Origin of the sequence: Bradyrhizobium sp. CCBAU 53421 (genome assembly GCF_015291625.1) — a bacterium.
Taxonomy (GTDB): domain Bacteria; phylum Pseudomonadota; class Alphaproteobacteria; order Rhizobiales; family Xanthobacteraceae; genus Bradyrhizobium.
In genome coordinates, this window is the sequence record NZ_CP030047.1 from 2,797,418 (window position 1) to 2,811,933 (window position 14,516).

General features: G+C 65.1%; 13 protein-coding genes. 7 read left to right on the forward strand and 6 right to left on the reverse strand.

Annotated elements, in window-relative coordinates:
- The first annotated feature begins 455 nt into the window (after positions 1 to 455).
- Together XH92_RS13170 and XH92_RS13175 are read left to right on the forward strand one after the other, a co-directional pair.
- The gene (locus tag XH92_RS13170) at positions 456 to 743 is read left to right on the forward strand and encodes a hypothetical protein (RefSeq protein ID WP_194459589.1); all 288 of its coding nucleotides are present in this window, start codon (positions 456 to 458) and stop codon (positions 741 to 743) included.
- A gap of 113 nt (positions 744 to 856) precedes the next feature.
- Positions 857 to 1,009, forward strand: a complete 153-nt coding sequence (locus XH92_RS13175; protein ID WP_194459590.1) for a hypothetical protein — start codon at positions 857 to 859, stop codon at positions 1,007 to 1,009.
- Positions 1,010 to 1,161: 152 nt separating this feature from the next.
- Here the strand turns inward: XH92_RS13175 and XH92_RS13180 are convergent, their stop codons facing one another.
- From XH92_RS13180 to XH92_RS13190, 3 genes are all read right to left on the reverse strand, one after another.
- Positions 1,162 to 2,376, reverse strand: a complete 1,215-nt coding sequence (locus tag XH92_RS13180; protein ID WP_194459591.1) for an ABC transporter substrate-binding protein — start codon at positions 2,374 to 2,376, stop codon at positions 1,162 to 1,164.
- 131 nt (positions 2,377 to 2,507) lie between these two features.
- Positions 2,508 to 4,076, reverse strand: coding sequence for a DUF4403 family protein (locus tag XH92_RS13185; protein ID WP_194459592.1), 1,569 nt, complete (start codon positions 4,074 to 4,076; stop codon positions 2,508 to 2,510).
- 196 nt (positions 4,077 to 4,272) lie between these two features.
- Positions 4,273 to 4,962 carry a L,D-transpeptidase gene (locus XH92_RS13190; protein WP_194459593.1) on the reverse strand — a complete coding sequence of 230 codons (690 nt, stop codon included), beginning with the start codon at positions 4,960 to 4,962 and terminating at the stop codon, positions 4,273 to 4,275.
- Positions 4,963 to 5,212: 250 nt separating this feature from the next.
- On the opposite strand from XH92_RS13190, the gene XH92_RS13195 reads away from it, so the two are divergent.
- Positions 5,213 to 6,433 carry an acyltransferase gene (locus tag XH92_RS13195; protein WP_246788390.1) on the forward strand — a complete coding sequence of 407 codons (1,221 nt, stop codon included), beginning with the start codon at positions 5,213 to 5,215 and terminating at the stop codon, positions 6,431 to 6,433.
- A 52-nt stretch (positions 6,434 to 6,485) separates the two neighbouring features.
- On the opposite strand, the gene XH92_RS13200 is transcribed toward XH92_RS13195, so the two are convergent.
- On the reverse strand, positions 6,486 to 7,268 hold the full coding sequence (locus tag XH92_RS13200) for a sulfite exporter TauE/SafE family protein (protein WP_194459594.1): 783 nt from the start codon (positions 7,266 to 7,268) through the stop codon (positions 6,486 to 6,488).
- A 194-nt stretch (positions 7,269 to 7,462) separates the two neighbouring features.
- Positions 7,463 to 8,845 carry a TAXI family TRAP transporter solute-binding subunit gene (locus XH92_RS13205; protein ID WP_194459595.1) on the reverse strand — a complete coding sequence of 461 codons (1,383 nt, stop codon included), beginning with the start codon at positions 8,843 to 8,845 and terminating at the stop codon, positions 7,463 to 7,465.
- 138 nt (positions 8,846 to 8,983) lie between these two features.
- Here XH92_RS13205 and XH92_RS13210 point away from each other — a divergent pair, with 138 nt between their 5' ends.
- The 3 genes from XH92_RS13210 to XH92_RS13220 all read left to right on the forward strand — a co-directional run bounded on the left by XH92_RS13210 (position 8,984) and on the right by XH92_RS13220 (position 11,626).
- Positions 8,984 to 10,039: a glycosyltransferase family 1 protein gene (locus tag XH92_RS13210; RefSeq protein WP_194459596.1), complete on the forward strand. Its 1,056-nt coding sequence runs from the start codon at positions 8,984 to 8,986 to the stop codon at positions 10,037 to 10,039.
- Between the two features lie 33 nt (positions 10,040 to 10,072).
- Positions 10,073 to 10,762 (forward strand): methyltransferase domain-containing protein, encoded by a 690-nt coding sequence (locus XH92_RS13215; protein ID WP_194459597.1) that lies wholly within the window; start codon positions 10,073 to 10,075, stop codon positions 10,760 to 10,762.
- Positions 10,763 to 11,008: 246 nt separating this feature from the next.
- The gene (locus tag XH92_RS13220) at positions 11,009 to 11,626 is read left to right on the forward strand and encodes a hypothetical protein (RefSeq protein ID WP_057014961.1); all 618 of its coding nucleotides are present in this window, start codon (positions 11,009 to 11,011) and stop codon (positions 11,624 to 11,626) included.
- A gap of 303 nt (positions 11,627 to 11,929) precedes the next feature.
- On the opposite strand, the gene XH92_RS13225 is transcribed toward XH92_RS13220, so the two are convergent.
- Positions 11,930 to 13,594: an aminotransferase class III-fold pyridoxal phosphate-dependent enzyme gene (locus XH92_RS13225; RefSeq protein WP_194459598.1), complete on the reverse strand. Its 1,665-nt coding sequence runs from the start codon at positions 13,592 to 13,594 to the stop codon at positions 11,930 to 11,932.
- 34 nt (positions 13,595 to 13,628) lie between these two features.
- On the opposite strand from XH92_RS13225, the gene asd reads away from it, so the two are divergent.
- Complete coding sequence (asd, locus tag XH92_RS13230; RefSeq protein WP_194459599.1) at positions 13,629 to 14,498, forward strand: archaetidylserine decarboxylase; 870 nt, start codon at positions 13,629 to 13,631, stop codon at positions 14,496 to 14,498.
- Positions 14,499 to 14,516: the final 18 nt, after the last annotated feature.

Genomic DNA, 14,516 nt, shown 5'->3' on the forward strand with positions numbered 1-14,516 from the left:
CCGATCCGGCTCGAATTTGACCGAAGCAACCGCGGCTGCGGCGAGCGAAGCGATTTCGTTTCGATGCGTGCGTCATCGACGAGCCGTTGCATGCACAATTCCAGCGGAGGTGGGATGAGTGCCGTGTGCATCAACCGGAGCGCTTGACACGCGAGGCCTGCCTGCCTGTCGGTGCTCGTGACTGGCCAGGCCTGCCGTGACGTTGAACTCAGGCTCCACTCCGGTCCGCGTCCGCGATCCGCAGCGCGCCCGCGGACTTCGGCGCCGTCCGCGTGGCTCCCGCAGGCCGCCATTGTGGGCCACGCATGGCGCAGCGACCCACACGGATATTTGAAGCCCTGCGTCCGAATAAATCGCATCCGATTAAATCGGGATACTTGAAGTCCGGCCGTGCCATGCCTTAATCAGGCGGGAACGAATTAATCGTATGCGATGTAAATCGCGGGAGCGTTACCATGACTACCAGGATTTCCCACCTCGGAACGACGTTCAACACTATCGCGCTGGCAGCAGTGCTGTCGGCCATCACGGCGACGGCGGCCTCGGCCCAGGCTGCAATCTCGGAGCCGGCCGCCTACCAGGCGCTCTATCCCTATCGCGACGTTCTCAACAACGGCGCGCCAACGCGCGCGGCCGCCCTGGTGCTGCAACCGCCGGCGGTGTTGCAGGCGATCCAGCAGCGGGAGGCCGGCATCGGTGTTGCGGATGTGCCGCGCCACGTTTCGCATCGCGCCAGGCGCTGACGGCGCGAGCCGCTCTCGCGGCTGTGATTGAATGATGTCAATCATCCTATTGACGCCGGGCGTGCCGCGACTACGTCGAAATACAGGACCTTCCCTCACGACGGAGACGTTCCATGACCAAGCAGACCAACGACCTCTCAAACTACTATCGCTACGAACTGGTGCACGGCGACCATGCCGATTTCATCGCATATCAGCGCAATCTCGGCGCAGGCGTCTGGCAGAGGTTCTCGACCTGGATGATCCCGCGCGGCAATGCCGATTGAAGCGCGATGAAATAGCGGTGAGTCTGCTTCAGCGCTGACTGACCAGGCGGTCGATAGGAATTGATCGCTCAAAGAAAAGCGCCCGGTTGGTAGCCGGGCGCTTTCTTGTTTGTTGTGGCCGGGCGGCCCGGCCGCCCGCAGCGGCGTGCCGGTCAATTCGACTTCACCAGCGGGCAGCCGCCCTTGTCGAGCGGGCGGAAGGCTTCGTCGCCGGGCACGGTGGCTATCAGCTTGTAGAGATCCCATTCGCCCTTGGATTCCTCAGGCTTCTTGGTCTCGAACAGATACATGTCGTGCACCATGCGGCCGTCGATCCGGATATGGCCGTTCTTGGCGAAGAAGTCGTTGATCGGCGTCTTGCGCATCTGCTCCATCACCTTCGGCGCCTCGTCGGTGCCGATGGCCTCGATCGCCTTCAGGTAATGCATGGTCGCCGAGTAGAGGCCGGCCTGGATCATGGTCGGCATGTGGCCGACCTTCTCGTTGAAGCGCTTCGAGAAGGCGCGGGTCTCGTCGTTCATGTCCCAGTAGAAGGCGTCGGTGACGATCAGGCCCTGCGTCGCCTTCAGGCCCAGCGCGTGGGTGTCGGTGATCTCCATCAGCAGCGCGATCAGCTTCTGGCCGCCCTGGGTCAGGCCGAACTCGGCGGCCTGCTTCAGCGCGGTGGTGGTGTCGCCGCCGGCATTGGCCAGCGCCACGACCTTGGCCTTGGAGGCTTGCGCCTGCAGCAGGAAGGACGAGAAGTCCGACGAGTTGAGCGGATGGCGCACGTCGCCCAGCACCTTGCCGCCAGTCTCCTTGACGACGTTGGCGGCGTCGCGCTCCAGCGCCATGCCGAAGGCGTAGTCGGCGGTGACGAAGAACCAGGTGTCGTCGCCGCGCTTGACCATCGCCTTGCCGGCGACGTTCGACAGCGCGTAGGTGTCGTAGGTCCAGTGCACGGTGTTGGGCGAGCAGGCGGTGCCGGTGATGTCGGAGGAGCCGCCGCCGGAATTGATGTGGATCTTGTTCTTCTCGCGCGTCAGCGCCGAGATCGGCAGCGCGACCGACGAGGTCGGCACGTCGAGGATCGCATCGACCTTGTCGTTGTCGTACCAGTTGCGCGCGATGCTGACGCCGACGTCTGGCTTGTTCTGATGGTCGGCCACGACGACCTGGATCGGCTTGCCCTTCACCTTGCCGCCGTAATCTGCGACCGCCATCTCGACCGCGGCGACCGAGCCCTTGCCGGTGGCGTCCGCATAGAGGCTCGACATGTCGGTGAGCACGCCGAGCTTCACGACGTCGTCGGAGATCTGGGCGTTCGCCGCGGTGCCGGAGACCGCAAGCGCGAGGCCGGCCGCTGCCGCGGCCAAGAGCGATTTCATCGTATTTCTCTCCCTGACTTTTTCGTTCGAGGTTGCTTTCACGAAGCACCTTCTATCCGGTGCGGCAACCTGTCGCAAAGACGACTTTTTGGGCATGCGGGGCGCGGCGGACGGAACGCCGGATCCGCGCCCTACAGCGCCGGTAGCGCGGTGACGGCGGCCTTGATGGTGCCGTCGGTCTCCACGATCACCCGGAGCGTCTTCGAATCGAACGCGATGCCGGCAAGGCGGATGCTGTTGACGTCGGCGTCGACGCGGATGCCTTCCTCGTTCTTCTGCAGGTCGGCGATCGCGGCGGTGATCTTGCGCTGCGCGTTGGTCGCGAATGGCTTGAGGTCGACGACCATCCGGTCGGCCAGCGCCTGCTGCAGATGCGGGATCGCCGCGCGCGCGGCGGCGCCGAGCAGGCCGAACGCGGCCTCGGACTCGACCGCCAGCTCGACGTCGGTCAGCCGCAGCGTCTGCGCCGCCTGGTCGAGCCGCGGCCGGCCCCAGATGTGCACGGTCGCCTCGGCGCCGAGGCCGAAGAAGCTCTTCTTCTCCTTGGCGTGCACCAGGAGCGAGATCAGAAGGCGGTCACCGGAGGCGGCGATGCTCGCGCTCTTGACGGTCACGTCGACCGGGCCGGAGCCGTCCTCGGGGAAGGTCTTGCCCTTCAGCTGGGCCTCCGCGAGCTGGGTCAGCGTGGTGAACGACATGTCGACCGGCAGGCCGACCGAGACCTGGCTCGGCATCGGCGGCACGATCGCAAGCTTGTCGGGGAACGGGCAATTCGGCGTGGTCTGCGTCTCCGTGATCCGCGTCTCGGCCTCGATCCCCATGGTCAGGATCAGCGAGGACGCATCGACCTTCGGCTGTGCGGCGATCGCGCGGGTCGGACGCAGCTCGAGCCACATCGGCGGCATCGACGCGGTGCCGCCGGTGCCCTGCAGCGGGATCGAGCGGCAGGCCTTGACCCATTGCGTGCGGGCAGCGTTCTGGAACACCGGGTCGTTGTGCAATCGGGCCTCGACCACGGAAATCTGGTCGGCGACCGCCTTGTCGATCACGGGCTTGACCTGGGCCGGCACGCTGATGCGGACGCCGGCGGCCGACAGGCTGGTGTCGCCGAGATTGACCTGGGCCTGCAGGTTCGGCTCGATCCGCCAGGACGCGCCGAGCTTCGGCCGCGCGGTCAGGGTGACGCTGCCCTTGATGTCGGCATTGGCGTTGACGTTCTTGATGTTCACCGCGCCGATCTGCTTGGCGACGTTGCCGCCGAGCAGGCTGCCGAGTGCGTTGCTGACCGCGCCGGTCGCCTGTGCCGATAACGAGCCGGTGACCTTCAGCGTGCCGCTGATCGGGGTCGTCAGCGTCAGCACGTCCTGCGCGCCGGTGGCCGCGATCGGTCCGCGCGAGGCGGTCCAGCCGATGTCGGCATTCTGCAGGATTTGCTGCACCGGGTTGTCGGCCTTGCCGCCAAAAGTCTTCGGCGCGCCGCGTTCGGCGGCATCGCGGATCGCCGACAGCGCCACCGAGACCTGCGCCACGACCGTCGAGGAGCGCGGCGCCTGCGGCAGCGGCGGCAACTGGACCAGCGGCGGCGTCTGTACCGTGACGCTCGGTGCCAGCCAATCCATGGCCTTCAGGCTGATCGCGAACGAGACCAGCACCACCGTGAGCCCGAGCGCGATCGTTCTTGGATGCATCGGTAGACGCATCATTCCCCCGGATGAAATCAACTTGACGGGTTGTACAGGCCCGCCGACGAGGGCGCCAGTGTGGCGGGATCAAGCTGCTTCGGGGGCGGAAGCGGCGATCACCTGTAAGTTAACGATCTGGACGTTAACGATTATGAACGCGACAACGGCCCCGGCATGATGCCGGAGCCGTCGTCGATGTCTGAATATGTCGGGCTTAGCGGACGGCCGAGCCGAGATCGGCGCGGCGGTCGGTCATCGGCAGCACGATCACCTTGGTGCCGACGCTGACCCGCGCATAGAGGTCGGTGACGTCCTCATTGGTCAGGCGCAGGCAGCCCGAGGACACGTGGGTGCCGATCGTCTCCGGCGCGTTGGTGCCGTGGATGCGGTACACGGTGCCGCCGAGATACATGGCGCGGGCGCCGAGCGGGTTGCCGGGGCCGCCGGCCATGTGGCGCGGCAAATAGGGCTGGCGGGCGATCATTTCCGGCGGCGGGGTCCAATCCGGCCACTCCGCCTTCTTGGTGATGGTCTGGGTGCCCGACCAGGTGAAGCCGTCGCGGCCGACGCCGATGCCGTAGCGCATCGCCTGGCCGTTGCCGAGCACGAGATAGAGATAGGTGTGCGGGGTATCGATGATAACGGTGCCGGCCGCCTCGCGGGTCGGATAGGCGACGACCTGGCGGCGCAGGCGGGCGGGCAATTCGACCGAACGGTCTTCCTCCTGCGCCTGCGGCATCGACTGCACCGGCGGCTGCGCGGCCTCGGTCGGCGGCGTCAGGATGAAGGGGAATATCGGCAGCGGAGCGGCCGCGGCGGAGTTAGAGAAAGCGACGGTGCTGATCGCCAGCGCACCGAAGGCGGCGGCAGCGAGACGTGCGTTCAGCTTGACGGAATTGAACATTGTCGACCCCTGTTGTTTGCGCCCTGCGCGCCAGTTCCGGCGCGTCGTTGGTTCAAACCAGTACAGGTGAGGCGTTTCAGGACGTTTGCACGAAACCGCCAAAATGGTTTCGTGCCGTTAGGGATTTGTTTCGTCGGTGTTTCGTCGACCGGTTAAGGGCGCCTTGCCGGGTAGGTTGTGCCGCATCAGGACATCTATCCTGGCACGAGGCTTGCTGTCCGAAGGCGTGGTTTGGAATGGAGTGGAAATCATGCCAGCGCCTTCGATCGGGAGCATGCTGGATCGGCAGAAAGGCTTTGGTCCCGGGTTCGATTTTCTCCGCGTTGCGCTCGCGATCGCCGTCGTCGCGGGCCATACACCCTATGTTGCCACCGGTCGCGGCGACTCCGATCCGACGTCGATCCTCTGGTTTCCGCAATTCGCCATCCTCGTGATGTTCTTCGCATTGAGCGGATTTTTGATCGCCGCAAGCGGGCTGCGGCTCAGCGTTAAGGAATTCCTGATCAACCGCGGATTGCGGATCATTCCGGCGCTCGCGGTCGAGATCGTGCTATCGGCGCTGATCCTCGGACCGATCTTCACGACGCTGCCGCTCTGGGATTATTTCGCCAGCGCCGGCACCTGGAAATATTTCACGAACGTCGTCGGCCTCGTGAATTACACGTTGCCGGGCGTGTTCAGCGGCAATCCCGCGCCGGAGGTCAACAGTTCGCTGTGGACGGTGCCGTTCGAATACGGCTGCTACGCGGTGATGGCGGCCATCATGGCCTTGGGGCTGCTGCGCAAGCCGGCACTGATCGTGACCGGTGTCGTCGTGCTGGTCGGTATCGGCCTTGCCGTGCAGTTCACGGGGCATACGGCAACGCCGCCCCAGCTGCCTGCCGGCGTCGCGGGAACGCTGCATGACAAGATTTTTAGCACGGCGCTGTTTCTCGGACGCGGTGCGAAATTGCCGGTCGCCTGTCTGCTTGCAATCGCGGTCTACCTTTACCGCGACCGCATCCCCTATGACGGGCGCATTCTCGCCGCCTGCTGTGCGCTGTGCCTCGGCGCCGTGCTGCTTGGCCCGGCGCCCTGGATGACCCAGCCCGTCCTCAATGCCGTCATCGCGCCGGCGCTGGTCTACATCACCGTGTTCCTCGGCGTCTCCAATCTGCCGCGGCTGCCGCTGTTTTCGAAGGGCGATTATTCCTACGGCATCTATCTGTACGGCTTTCCGATGCAGCAGGTGGTGAAGGTGTGGCTGCCGAACGTGTCGATGATCGTCCAGTTCGCCGCCGCGCTGGTGCTGATCACGGCGTTCGCGGCGTTCTCCTGGCACTGGATCGAGAAGCCGGTCCTGAAGCTGCGCCGCCATTTCTCGTTCGTGGCGCGCAAGCGCCTCGAGCCGGAGGCTATCGCCGAGCCGCTCGAGGGCATCGGGCCGCTTGCCGTCAGCGTCAGCGGCAGCCGGAGCGCGCGATCTTCCTGACGAGACGCAACAACACCGCCAGCGCTCAGAGGTGCAGGAGCGCCGCCGACGCTCAGAGGTGAATGTATCCGGCCAGTCCGTCCCACAACAGCTTGGCCGCGGTGACGACGAGAATGGCGTAGCAGGCGCGGTACAACGCGCGCTGGTCGAGGCGCTCGTGCAGCCGCCAGCCGGCCCAGACGCCGACCGGCACGGCGGGCACGCAGAGCGCCATCAGCATCCACAAGCTTCGCGACGGCGTCGCGAGCACCAGCCACGGACCGGCCTTCAGCAGGTTGCCGACCGTGAAGAACAGGCTGGTGGTGCCGGCGTAAAGCGCCTTCGACATGCCGAGCGGCAGCAGATAGATCGCAAGCGGTGGCCCGCCCGAATGCGCGACCATCGTGGTGACGCCGGAGGAGAGCCCGGCGAAGGTAGCCTTGATCGTCGAGCGCGGGCGCGGCTCGATCTCGCCGCCGCCGATGAACCACAGCGCGGCGAACGCCAACGTCACCAGGCCCATCACGATCTCGACCGCATGCCGGTCGAGATCGCGCAGCACGAAATAGCCGAGGCCGATGCCGACGACGAGCGCCGGCAGCAGCATCGCGAGGTCGACGCGCGACCACGTGTTGGGGCGCCAGAACCGCAGCGCCGTGATGTCCATGACGACGAACAGCGGCGCGAGCAGCGCGCCGGCCGCGACCGGATCCATCGCCAGCGAGAGCAGCGGGATGCCGACGATGGCGAAGCCGCCGCCGAACGCGCCCTTCATGAACGCGATCAGGAAGACGCCGGCGAGGGCAACCGCGAGCACGAATGGCGCGGGCAGGTCAGCGAAGACGGACGTGATCATAATGTCGTGCGGAGCGTTGTGGTCGTACTTAACATGGCCACGCGCGCATGCACGCGCAATCCAAACATTGCTCTCGGTGCACATTGCTCTCGGTGCAATCGGCGTGCGCGCTTAAGGCGATGAGCATGATCTCCGCGCAAACGCTTCGCGTTTGTCGCGAGGGAAAACCGCTTTGCACTTTTCCGGGTTGTGCTTTAGCCGGCGCGCATCCTCGGCACGCCCGGCCTGTCGCCGTTGATTACCGCGCGGCGGTCGGAGACGGCGTGATGGAATTGCTCGAGCGTCAGCCCGATCACCGAGAGGTCGCCTTCCTCGATCGCGCCGTCGTCGTAGCAGTCGAGCGCCTCGCGCAGCAGCGCGTCCGCATCGCCCTGCATTGCGGCGAGTTCCTCCGCCGTCTCGGCGCCGCGCACCCGCGCGATCAGCGTCAGCAGATTGTCGCGATGGGTGATGTAGCGCTCGCGCTCGTCGCGCTTCACGTAGTGGCGCAGCCAGGCGCCCGCCGTGCCGAGGCCGGAGACCAGCAGGATGCCGCCCCAGATGTAGTCGGAGTATTTTTCGAGGAAGGTGCGCTCGGTGCCGTCGATATAGGCGGCCGCGCCCTGATGCGCCGGCAATGCCGCATCCTTGTCGGTGTCCGGCTTCTCGATCTTGGCCGCGCCCGGCAGATCGCGCGCGACCTGCAGGCGCTGCGTGAACAATTGCCGGTCGAGCGCGCCGACGGTCGATTCCTCCAGCGCATGTTGCGCGATGATGAGGTGATTGACGCTGACGGTCTCGACCTTGTCCTCGGGACGCGCCGGCGACGAGGAGAATATACTGCCGGCGATTTCCTCGGACTCATAAAGCGGATGCTTCTGCGCGATCGCTTCCGAGACGTCGACGGGAAGGAATTTCGGTTCGCCGCGCGCTGCCGCGGTCGCCGCGATCGCCTCCGCGGTCACCTTGCTGTCGAGCGGCCCGACGGTCATGTAGGCGTCGAGCGACGGATCGCGCGCAAGATCGGCGACCTTGTTGACGGCGAACTGGCTGATCGTGACCTTGTCGGGGTTGACGCCGGACTCGGTCAGGATCACGCGCAACAGCGTGACGTTGGCCGGGGTGCTGCCGACGACGCCGACCTTGTGGCCGGCGAGATCGTCGATGCCCTTGATCTTCGCGGAGCGCGGCTTGCCCTTGCCGCCCGACGGCGCCCACAGCACAACGACATTCTTGCGCAGGATCGCAACCGACTCGGCGCTCGCCGGCAGACTGAGATCGCCGCGCACCACCGCGAGGTCGACCTTGTTCGCAGTGAACAGCGCGATGCTTTCGGCGGCTCCCTGGGTCGTGACCGGCTTCAGCCGCACCGAGCTGCCGTCACGCGCAAAGGCCTGCGCGAAACCCTGGATGAGCTTGACGTCTTCGCTGCCGGTCGGGCCGACCGCGATCTTCAGCGTCACCGGACGCAGCGCGTAGAACAGCACGCCCGCGGCGACGGCAAACACGAAGATGCCGGCCGCCAGGATCAGCAGCGACGAGTTTCGCCGTTTGAGCCTGCGGCGCGTGGCGCCGGGATGTTCGTTCTGCTCTGACATCTGGCTGTCATGTTACACGAAAAACCGGCACTTTGCCGTGAAAAACAACCTAACATTTCGATGACGTCATACGTTTGAAACATCCATGTCAGAACGTCGTGCGAGCAGAATCAAGATTAACGATTTGGGTCTCCTGCGATGCGCATACTCGTTGCGACCGATGCCTGGCATCCGCAAGTCAACGGCGTGGTCCGGACGCTGACGTCGCTCGCGCGCAGCGCGGCGACGCTCGGCGCCGAGATCGAATTCCTTACCCCTGACGGCTTCCGTTCGGTCGGCGTGCCGACCTATCCGGGCCTGCGCATGGCGCTGCCGAACCGCCGCGAGATCGCGCGCCGGATCGAGGAGGCCGCGCCCGAGGCGATCCATATCGCGACCGAAGGACCGATCGGCTGGGCGGTGCGCGGCTATTGCCAGCGCAACAAGCTCGCCTTCACCACATCCTATACAACGCGCTTCCCGGAATATGTTTCGGTGCGCACCGGAATTCCCGACAGCGTCGGCTATGCCGTGCTGCGCCACTTCCACGCCGCCGGATCGATGACGATGGTCGCGACCGACTCGCTGCGGTCAGAGCTTGCCGACCGCGGCTTCCGCAGGCTCGGCTTCTGGACCCGCGGCGTCGACACCAGGATCTTCAATCCGGACCAGCCGGCGCTGCTCGATCTGCCGCGGCCGATCTTTATGACCATGGGCCGCGTCGCCGTGGAGAAGAACCTCGACGCCTTCCTGTCGCTGGAGCTGCCGGGCTCCAAGGTCGTGGTCGGCGACGGCCCGCAACGGGCGGCGCTGGAACAGAAATATCCCGACGCGATTTTCCTCGGCGAGAAGAAGGGCCAGGATTTGACCTCGCACCTCGCCGCCGCCGACGTCTTCGTGTTCCCGAGCCTGACGGACACCTTCGGCGTCGTGCAGCTCGAGGCGCTGGCCTGCGGCACGCCGGTCGCGGCGTTCCCGGTCACCGGCCCGAAGGACGTCATCGCGGATCACCCGATCGGCGCGATCGACAACGATCTGCGCAGCGCCTGCCTGCGCGCGCTGAACATGTCGCGCGCCGACTGCCGCAATTTCGCGTTGGAGCGTTCCTGGGAGAACAGTGCGCGTCAGTTCATCGGCAACCTGGCCACGTTGCAGCCGAGCCGCGCGCCGCGGCCCGCCCGCCGCGTCGCCGGCCGCAGTGCGGTTCCGAATTAACAGCTCAATCGAACGAAAGACGAGAGACTATCTATGGCTGAAATCATCAAGCTGGGCGCCGACCGTTCCCTGGACTTCGACCGCGAGACGGTCGAGCAGGCCTATGACCGCTGGGCCCCGATCTACGACCTCGTGTTCGGCGGCGTGTTCAGCAAGGGCCGGCAGGCTGCAATCCAGGCCACCAACAAGATCGGTGGCCGCGTGCTCGAGGTCGGCGTCGGCACCGGCATCTCGCTGCCGCTCTATAGCCCGAATGTGCGCATCTTCGGGACCGACATCTCGGAGGCGATGCTGGAGAAGGCCAAGAAGCGGGTCACCGAGCAGGGCCTGAAGAATGTCGAAGGCCTCGCGGTGATGGACGCCGAGAAGCTCGAATTCCCCGACAATTCGTTCGACGTCGTGATGGCGCAGTACGTGCTGTCCGCGGTGCCGAACCCGGAAGCAGCCATGGACGAATTCGCCCGCGTGCTGAAGCCGGGCGGCGAGATGATCGTCCTGACCCGCGTCAGCGCCGATGCCGGCGTCCGCCGCTTCATCGAGCAGAAGCTGCAGCCGGTGGTGCGCCCGCTCGGGTTCCGGACCGCCGAATTCGCCTGGTCGCGCTACACCAAATGGCTGGCCGGCGCGCGCGGCATGGAGCTCGCGGAGCGCCGCCTGATCCCGCCGCTCGGCCATTTCTCGCTGGTCCGCTTCCGCAAGGTGGATGTCGCCAAGGCGGCCTGAAAAGGCGGCCTTGCCAGGCGGCCCAGCCCGCCAGTCCTCCCGGGTGAGGTAGCGCACAGCGCGCCGCAGTACCGGAAGGCTACGATCTCCTCGGCCTTACCCCCGCAAATCTCGCCGGGATGAGGCAAAACCCTGCTCCGGTTGCGTCAAGGCGTCGCTCCGCATTGTCATATGTCATTATGATGATGTCACACGCGATACATCGAATCCCTGTAAATCCTGTCCCGAAAGATGTTGGGGGAACCAATGATCAAGAATTTTCTGCAAGAGCTGCGTACCCAGCGCTGGGATGACCATCGCTTCTACCATCACAGCCGGATTAACCAGAGCCTGCACTTCGTCAGCGCGCTGAGCTTCCTGTTCGCCTATGTGATGCTGTTCTTCGATCCGGTCGTGTCGGCACTGGTCGGCTGGCTGGTCTCGATGACCTCGCGCCAGGCGGGTCACTTCTTCTTCGAGCCGAAGGGCTATGACCACGTCAACCAGGCGACCCACGAGCACAAGGAAGACATCAAGGTCGGCTACAATTTGCAGCGCAAGGTCGTGCTGATGGCGATCTGGGCGCTGTCGCCGATGGTGCTGTACTTCGATCCGACGCTGTTCGGCCTGTTCAAGCCCTGGGTCACGATGGGCGACTTCACCCGTCAGGTGGCCAAGATCTGGCTGGTGGTCGGCATCGGCGGCCTATTGTTCCGCACCATCCACCTGTTCTTCATCCGCGACGTCGAGACCGGCCTCGTCTGGATGACCAAGATCGTCACCGATCCGTTCAACGACCTGAAGCTCTATCACAAGGCGCCGTTGTTCCTGATGAAGGGCGAGCTGATCGACCCGGGTCTCGAGAAGCACGTCAAGCACGCCTGATCGTTGCTCCCAGCGTCTGCAAGCTGCGTGATGCCCGGGCTGGTCCCGGGCATCTACGTTCTTAGGGCTTTCTCTCTCGTGAAGATCTTACGCCGCGCTGCTGGCCACAACGGGACTGCGCTCCCTCTCCCGCTTGCGGGGGAGGGTTGGGGTGGGGGTGTGGCCGCTTGCGACACTCATTGTGAGGAGAGAGCCCCCACCCGGATCATCGCATCTAACGATGCGATCCGGCCTCCCCCGCAAGCGGGGGAGGCGAAGGAAGGGCAAGAGCGGGGCGAGGGGGCGGGGGGACGGCGCCCTGCCTCAGCGGCCGAACCTCACGGCGACCATCTCCTTCAGGATCTGCCGCTTGATGTTCTTGTTGGTGAGGCCCTCCTTGTGCCACCACCAGCCGTCGCGCTTCATCTTCTCGGCGGCCGCGACGAAGCGGTCGGTGACCTCGGCGAAGTCGGCGTCGGTATAGTTCAGGGTGAAGATCAGCCGGCCGGTGCCGACCCAGCTCAGCGCCAGTCCCTCGGCCCGCAGGTAGTATTGCAGCATCCAGTTGTAGCGGGACGGCTCGGTGTAATAGACGGTCCAGATCGACGAGATGTTGCCGATGCGGACCGGCAGGTCCTGCGCCTTGAGCCGGTCGTTGAGCGACGTGGCGCGGCCGTTCCAGGTCTCGTCCAGCCCGTTGTAGATCGAGCGGAAGTTCGGGCTGGCGAGCCGGCTCAGGAACTCGTCCATCGCCGTCATCACATAGGGATGCGAGTTGAAGGTGCCGCGGGCGAAGCAGATGTCGGCCGGCCGGTCGTCGCGGAAACGGCGCATCAGATCCTTGCGGCCGCACACCACGCCGACCGGAAGGCCGCCGGCCAGGCTCTTGCCGTAGGTCGCCATGTCGGCCTTGACGCCGAAATATTCCTGCGCGCCGCCGGCGGCGAGGCGGAAGCCGACGAACACCTCGTCGAAGATCAAGACGATGCCGCGCTCGGTGCAGACCTCGCGCAGCTTCTTCAGCCATTCGGTGTAGGCGGCGCGGTCGTATTTGGAAGAGCGCGAGGAATCGACGAGCGCGGAATCGCCGGGCGCGTTGGAATTCGGATGCAGCGCTTGCAGTGGGTTGACCAGCACGCAGGCGATGTCCTTGCGGGTTCGCAGCACGTGCAGCGTCTTCTCCGACATGTCGGCGAGCGTGTAGGTCTCGTGCGGCGACACCGGATTGCCGACGCCGGGCTGCACTTCGCCCCACCAGCCGTGATAGCTGCCGGCGAAGCGAACCAGATGGGTGCGCTTGGTGTGGTAGCGCGCGAGCCGCACCGCCTGCATCACGGCCTCGGTGCCGGACATGTGGAAGGAGACCTCGTCGAGGCCGGAGAGCTCGCAGAGGCGCTTGACGTTGTCGGCGATGATCGGGTGGTAGGGGCCGAGCACCGGGCCGAGCGCATGCGCGCGCTTCTCGCCCTCGGCGATACACTCCTTGTAGAAGTCGTTGCCGAAGATGTTGACGCCGTAGCTGCCGGTCAGATCATAGGACACATTGCCGTCGAGATCGGTGACGGTGACGCCGCGCGAGGCCTCGACGAAGGCCGAGGTGCCGAGATGCTCGCGCACCAGGCGGCTGTACTGGAACGGCACGCGGTAGGATTCGGTGAATTGCAGGTCGGAGATCCGCTCCGTCACCTCGGCGGTCAGCGCGCGGCCCTTGGGGTAGCGATCCTGGTAGAGGCCGGCGAGGCGGAAGAAGCCGTCCTGGCGCTGCATCGCGATGTCCTTCGGCGCTCCGTCGGAGCAGAAGAACTCGTCGATATCGAATTCGTAATGCGGGACCATGCGCGCGACCATCTTGGACATCTTGGAATGTCCGGTCAGCGAGCGGTGCTTGGCACGCGACAGCGCGATGCGGGCCTGAATTTTGGGGAAAGCTGCGGCGGCGCCGGCGAGCGCGGCGGCGGACAGCGAGAGAATCGGAAGGGATGTTTCCATGACAGAAGCGCTAGCCTCAGCACCTAACAGATTCATGACAGTCAAGGGCCTGATCTCGGCATTCACCCAGCAGGAGGACCTCAATTTCCTGCTAACCAACCGGATTCCGCGGGCGGCGCTGACCCGCTTCATGGGCTGGTTCTCCAAGGTCGAGAACCCCCTGGTGCGCGATGCCTCGATCGCCTGCTGGAAGCTGTTCTCCGACCTCGATCTGTCCGAGGCGAAGAAGACCGAGTTCAAGAGTTTGCACGATTGCTTTACCCGCGAGCTCAAGCCCGGCCTGCGTCCGGCCGCGGCCGATCCCGCCATCATCGCGAGTCCGTCGGATGCGATCATCGGCGCGCATGGGCGGATCGAGGATGGGCAGTTGTTCCAGGTCAAGGGCGCGCCCTATTCGCTGCTCGATCTGCTCGGCGACCCCGCGCTGGTCGAGCAGCACAAAAACGGCCGCTTCGTCACGCTGCGGCTGACCTCGAGCATGTATCACCGCTTCCACGCGCCCTATGATCTTTCGATCGACAAGGTGACGTTCATCCATGGCGACGTCTGGAACGTCAATCCGATCGCGCTGAAGCGGATCGAGCGGCTGTTCTGCAAGAACGAGCGCGCGGTGCTGCGCGCGAAGCTTCCGACCGGCGAGGCGCTGACTCTGGTTCCGGTCGCCGCCATCCTGGTGGCGAGCCTGCGCCTGCATTTCCTCGACATCACGCTGAATGCGCAGTCGCGCGGCCCGGTGGATTTCCCCTGTGACGCGCATGTCAAGAAGGGCGATGAGCTCGGCTGGTTCGAGCACGGCTCGACGATTATCGTGCTCGCGCCCGACAATTTCGAATTCTGCGACAATGTCGCGGAGGGAACACGGATCAAATGCGGCGAACCCTTGCTGCGAAAACCTGTGATGTGACGTCGCTTTGTCCTTCGC

What these genes read in the sequence shown, in the direction of transcription:
- XH92_RS13170 (WP_194459589.1), top strand. Translation starts at nt 456, where the DNA reads ATGACTACCAGGATTTCCCACCTCGGAACGACGTTCAACACTATCGCG.
- XH92_RS13175 (WP_194459590.1), top strand. Translation starts at nt 857, where the DNA reads ATGACCAAGCAGACCAACGACCTCTCAAACTACTATCGCTACGAACTG.
- XH92_RS13205 (WP_194459595.1), bottom strand. Translation starts at nt 8,845, where the DNA reads ATGTCAGAGCAGAACGAACATCCCGGCGCCACGCGCCGCAGGCTCAAA.
- XH92_RS13225 (WP_194459598.1), bottom strand. Translation starts at nt 13,594, where the DNA reads ATGGAAACATCCCTTCCGATTCTCTCGCTGTCCGCCGCCGCGCTCGCC.
- XH92_RS13215 (WP_194459597.1), top strand. Translation starts at nt 10,073, where the DNA reads ATGGCTGAAATCATCAAGCTGGGCGCCGACCGTTCCCTGGACTTCGAC.
- XH92_RS13220 (WP_057014961.1), top strand. Translation starts at nt 11,009, where the DNA reads ATGATCAAGAATTTTCTGCAAGAGCTGCGTACCCAGCGCTGGGATGAC.
- XH92_RS13190 (WP_194459593.1), bottom strand. Translation starts at nt 4,962, where the DNA reads ATGTTCAATTCCGTCAAGCTGAACGCACGTCTCGCTGCCGCCGCCTTC.
- XH92_RS13185 (WP_194459592.1), bottom strand. Translation starts at nt 4,076, where the DNA reads ATGCGTCTACCGATGCATCCAAGAACGATCGCGCTCGGGCTCACGGTG.
- XH92_RS13180 (WP_194459591.1), bottom strand. Translation starts at nt 2,376, where the DNA reads ATGAAATCGCTCTTGGCCGCGGCAGCGGCCGGCCTCGCGCTTGCGGTC.
- XH92_RS13200 (WP_194459594.1), bottom strand. Translation starts at nt 7,268, where the DNA reads ATGATCACGTCCGTCTTCGCTGACCTGCCCGCGCCATTCGTGCTCGCG.
- XH92_RS13210 (WP_194459596.1), top strand. Translation starts at nt 8,984, where the DNA reads ATGCGCATACTCGTTGCGACCGATGCCTGGCATCCGCAAGTCAACGGC.
- XH92_RS13195 (WP_246788390.1), top strand. Translation starts at nt 5,213, where the DNA reads ATGCCAGCGCCTTCGATCGGGAGCATGCTGGATCGGCAGAAAGGCTTT.
- asd (WP_194459599.1), top strand. Translation starts at nt 13,629, where the DNA reads ATGACAGTCAAGGGCCTGATCTCGGCATTCACCCAGCAGGAGGACCTC.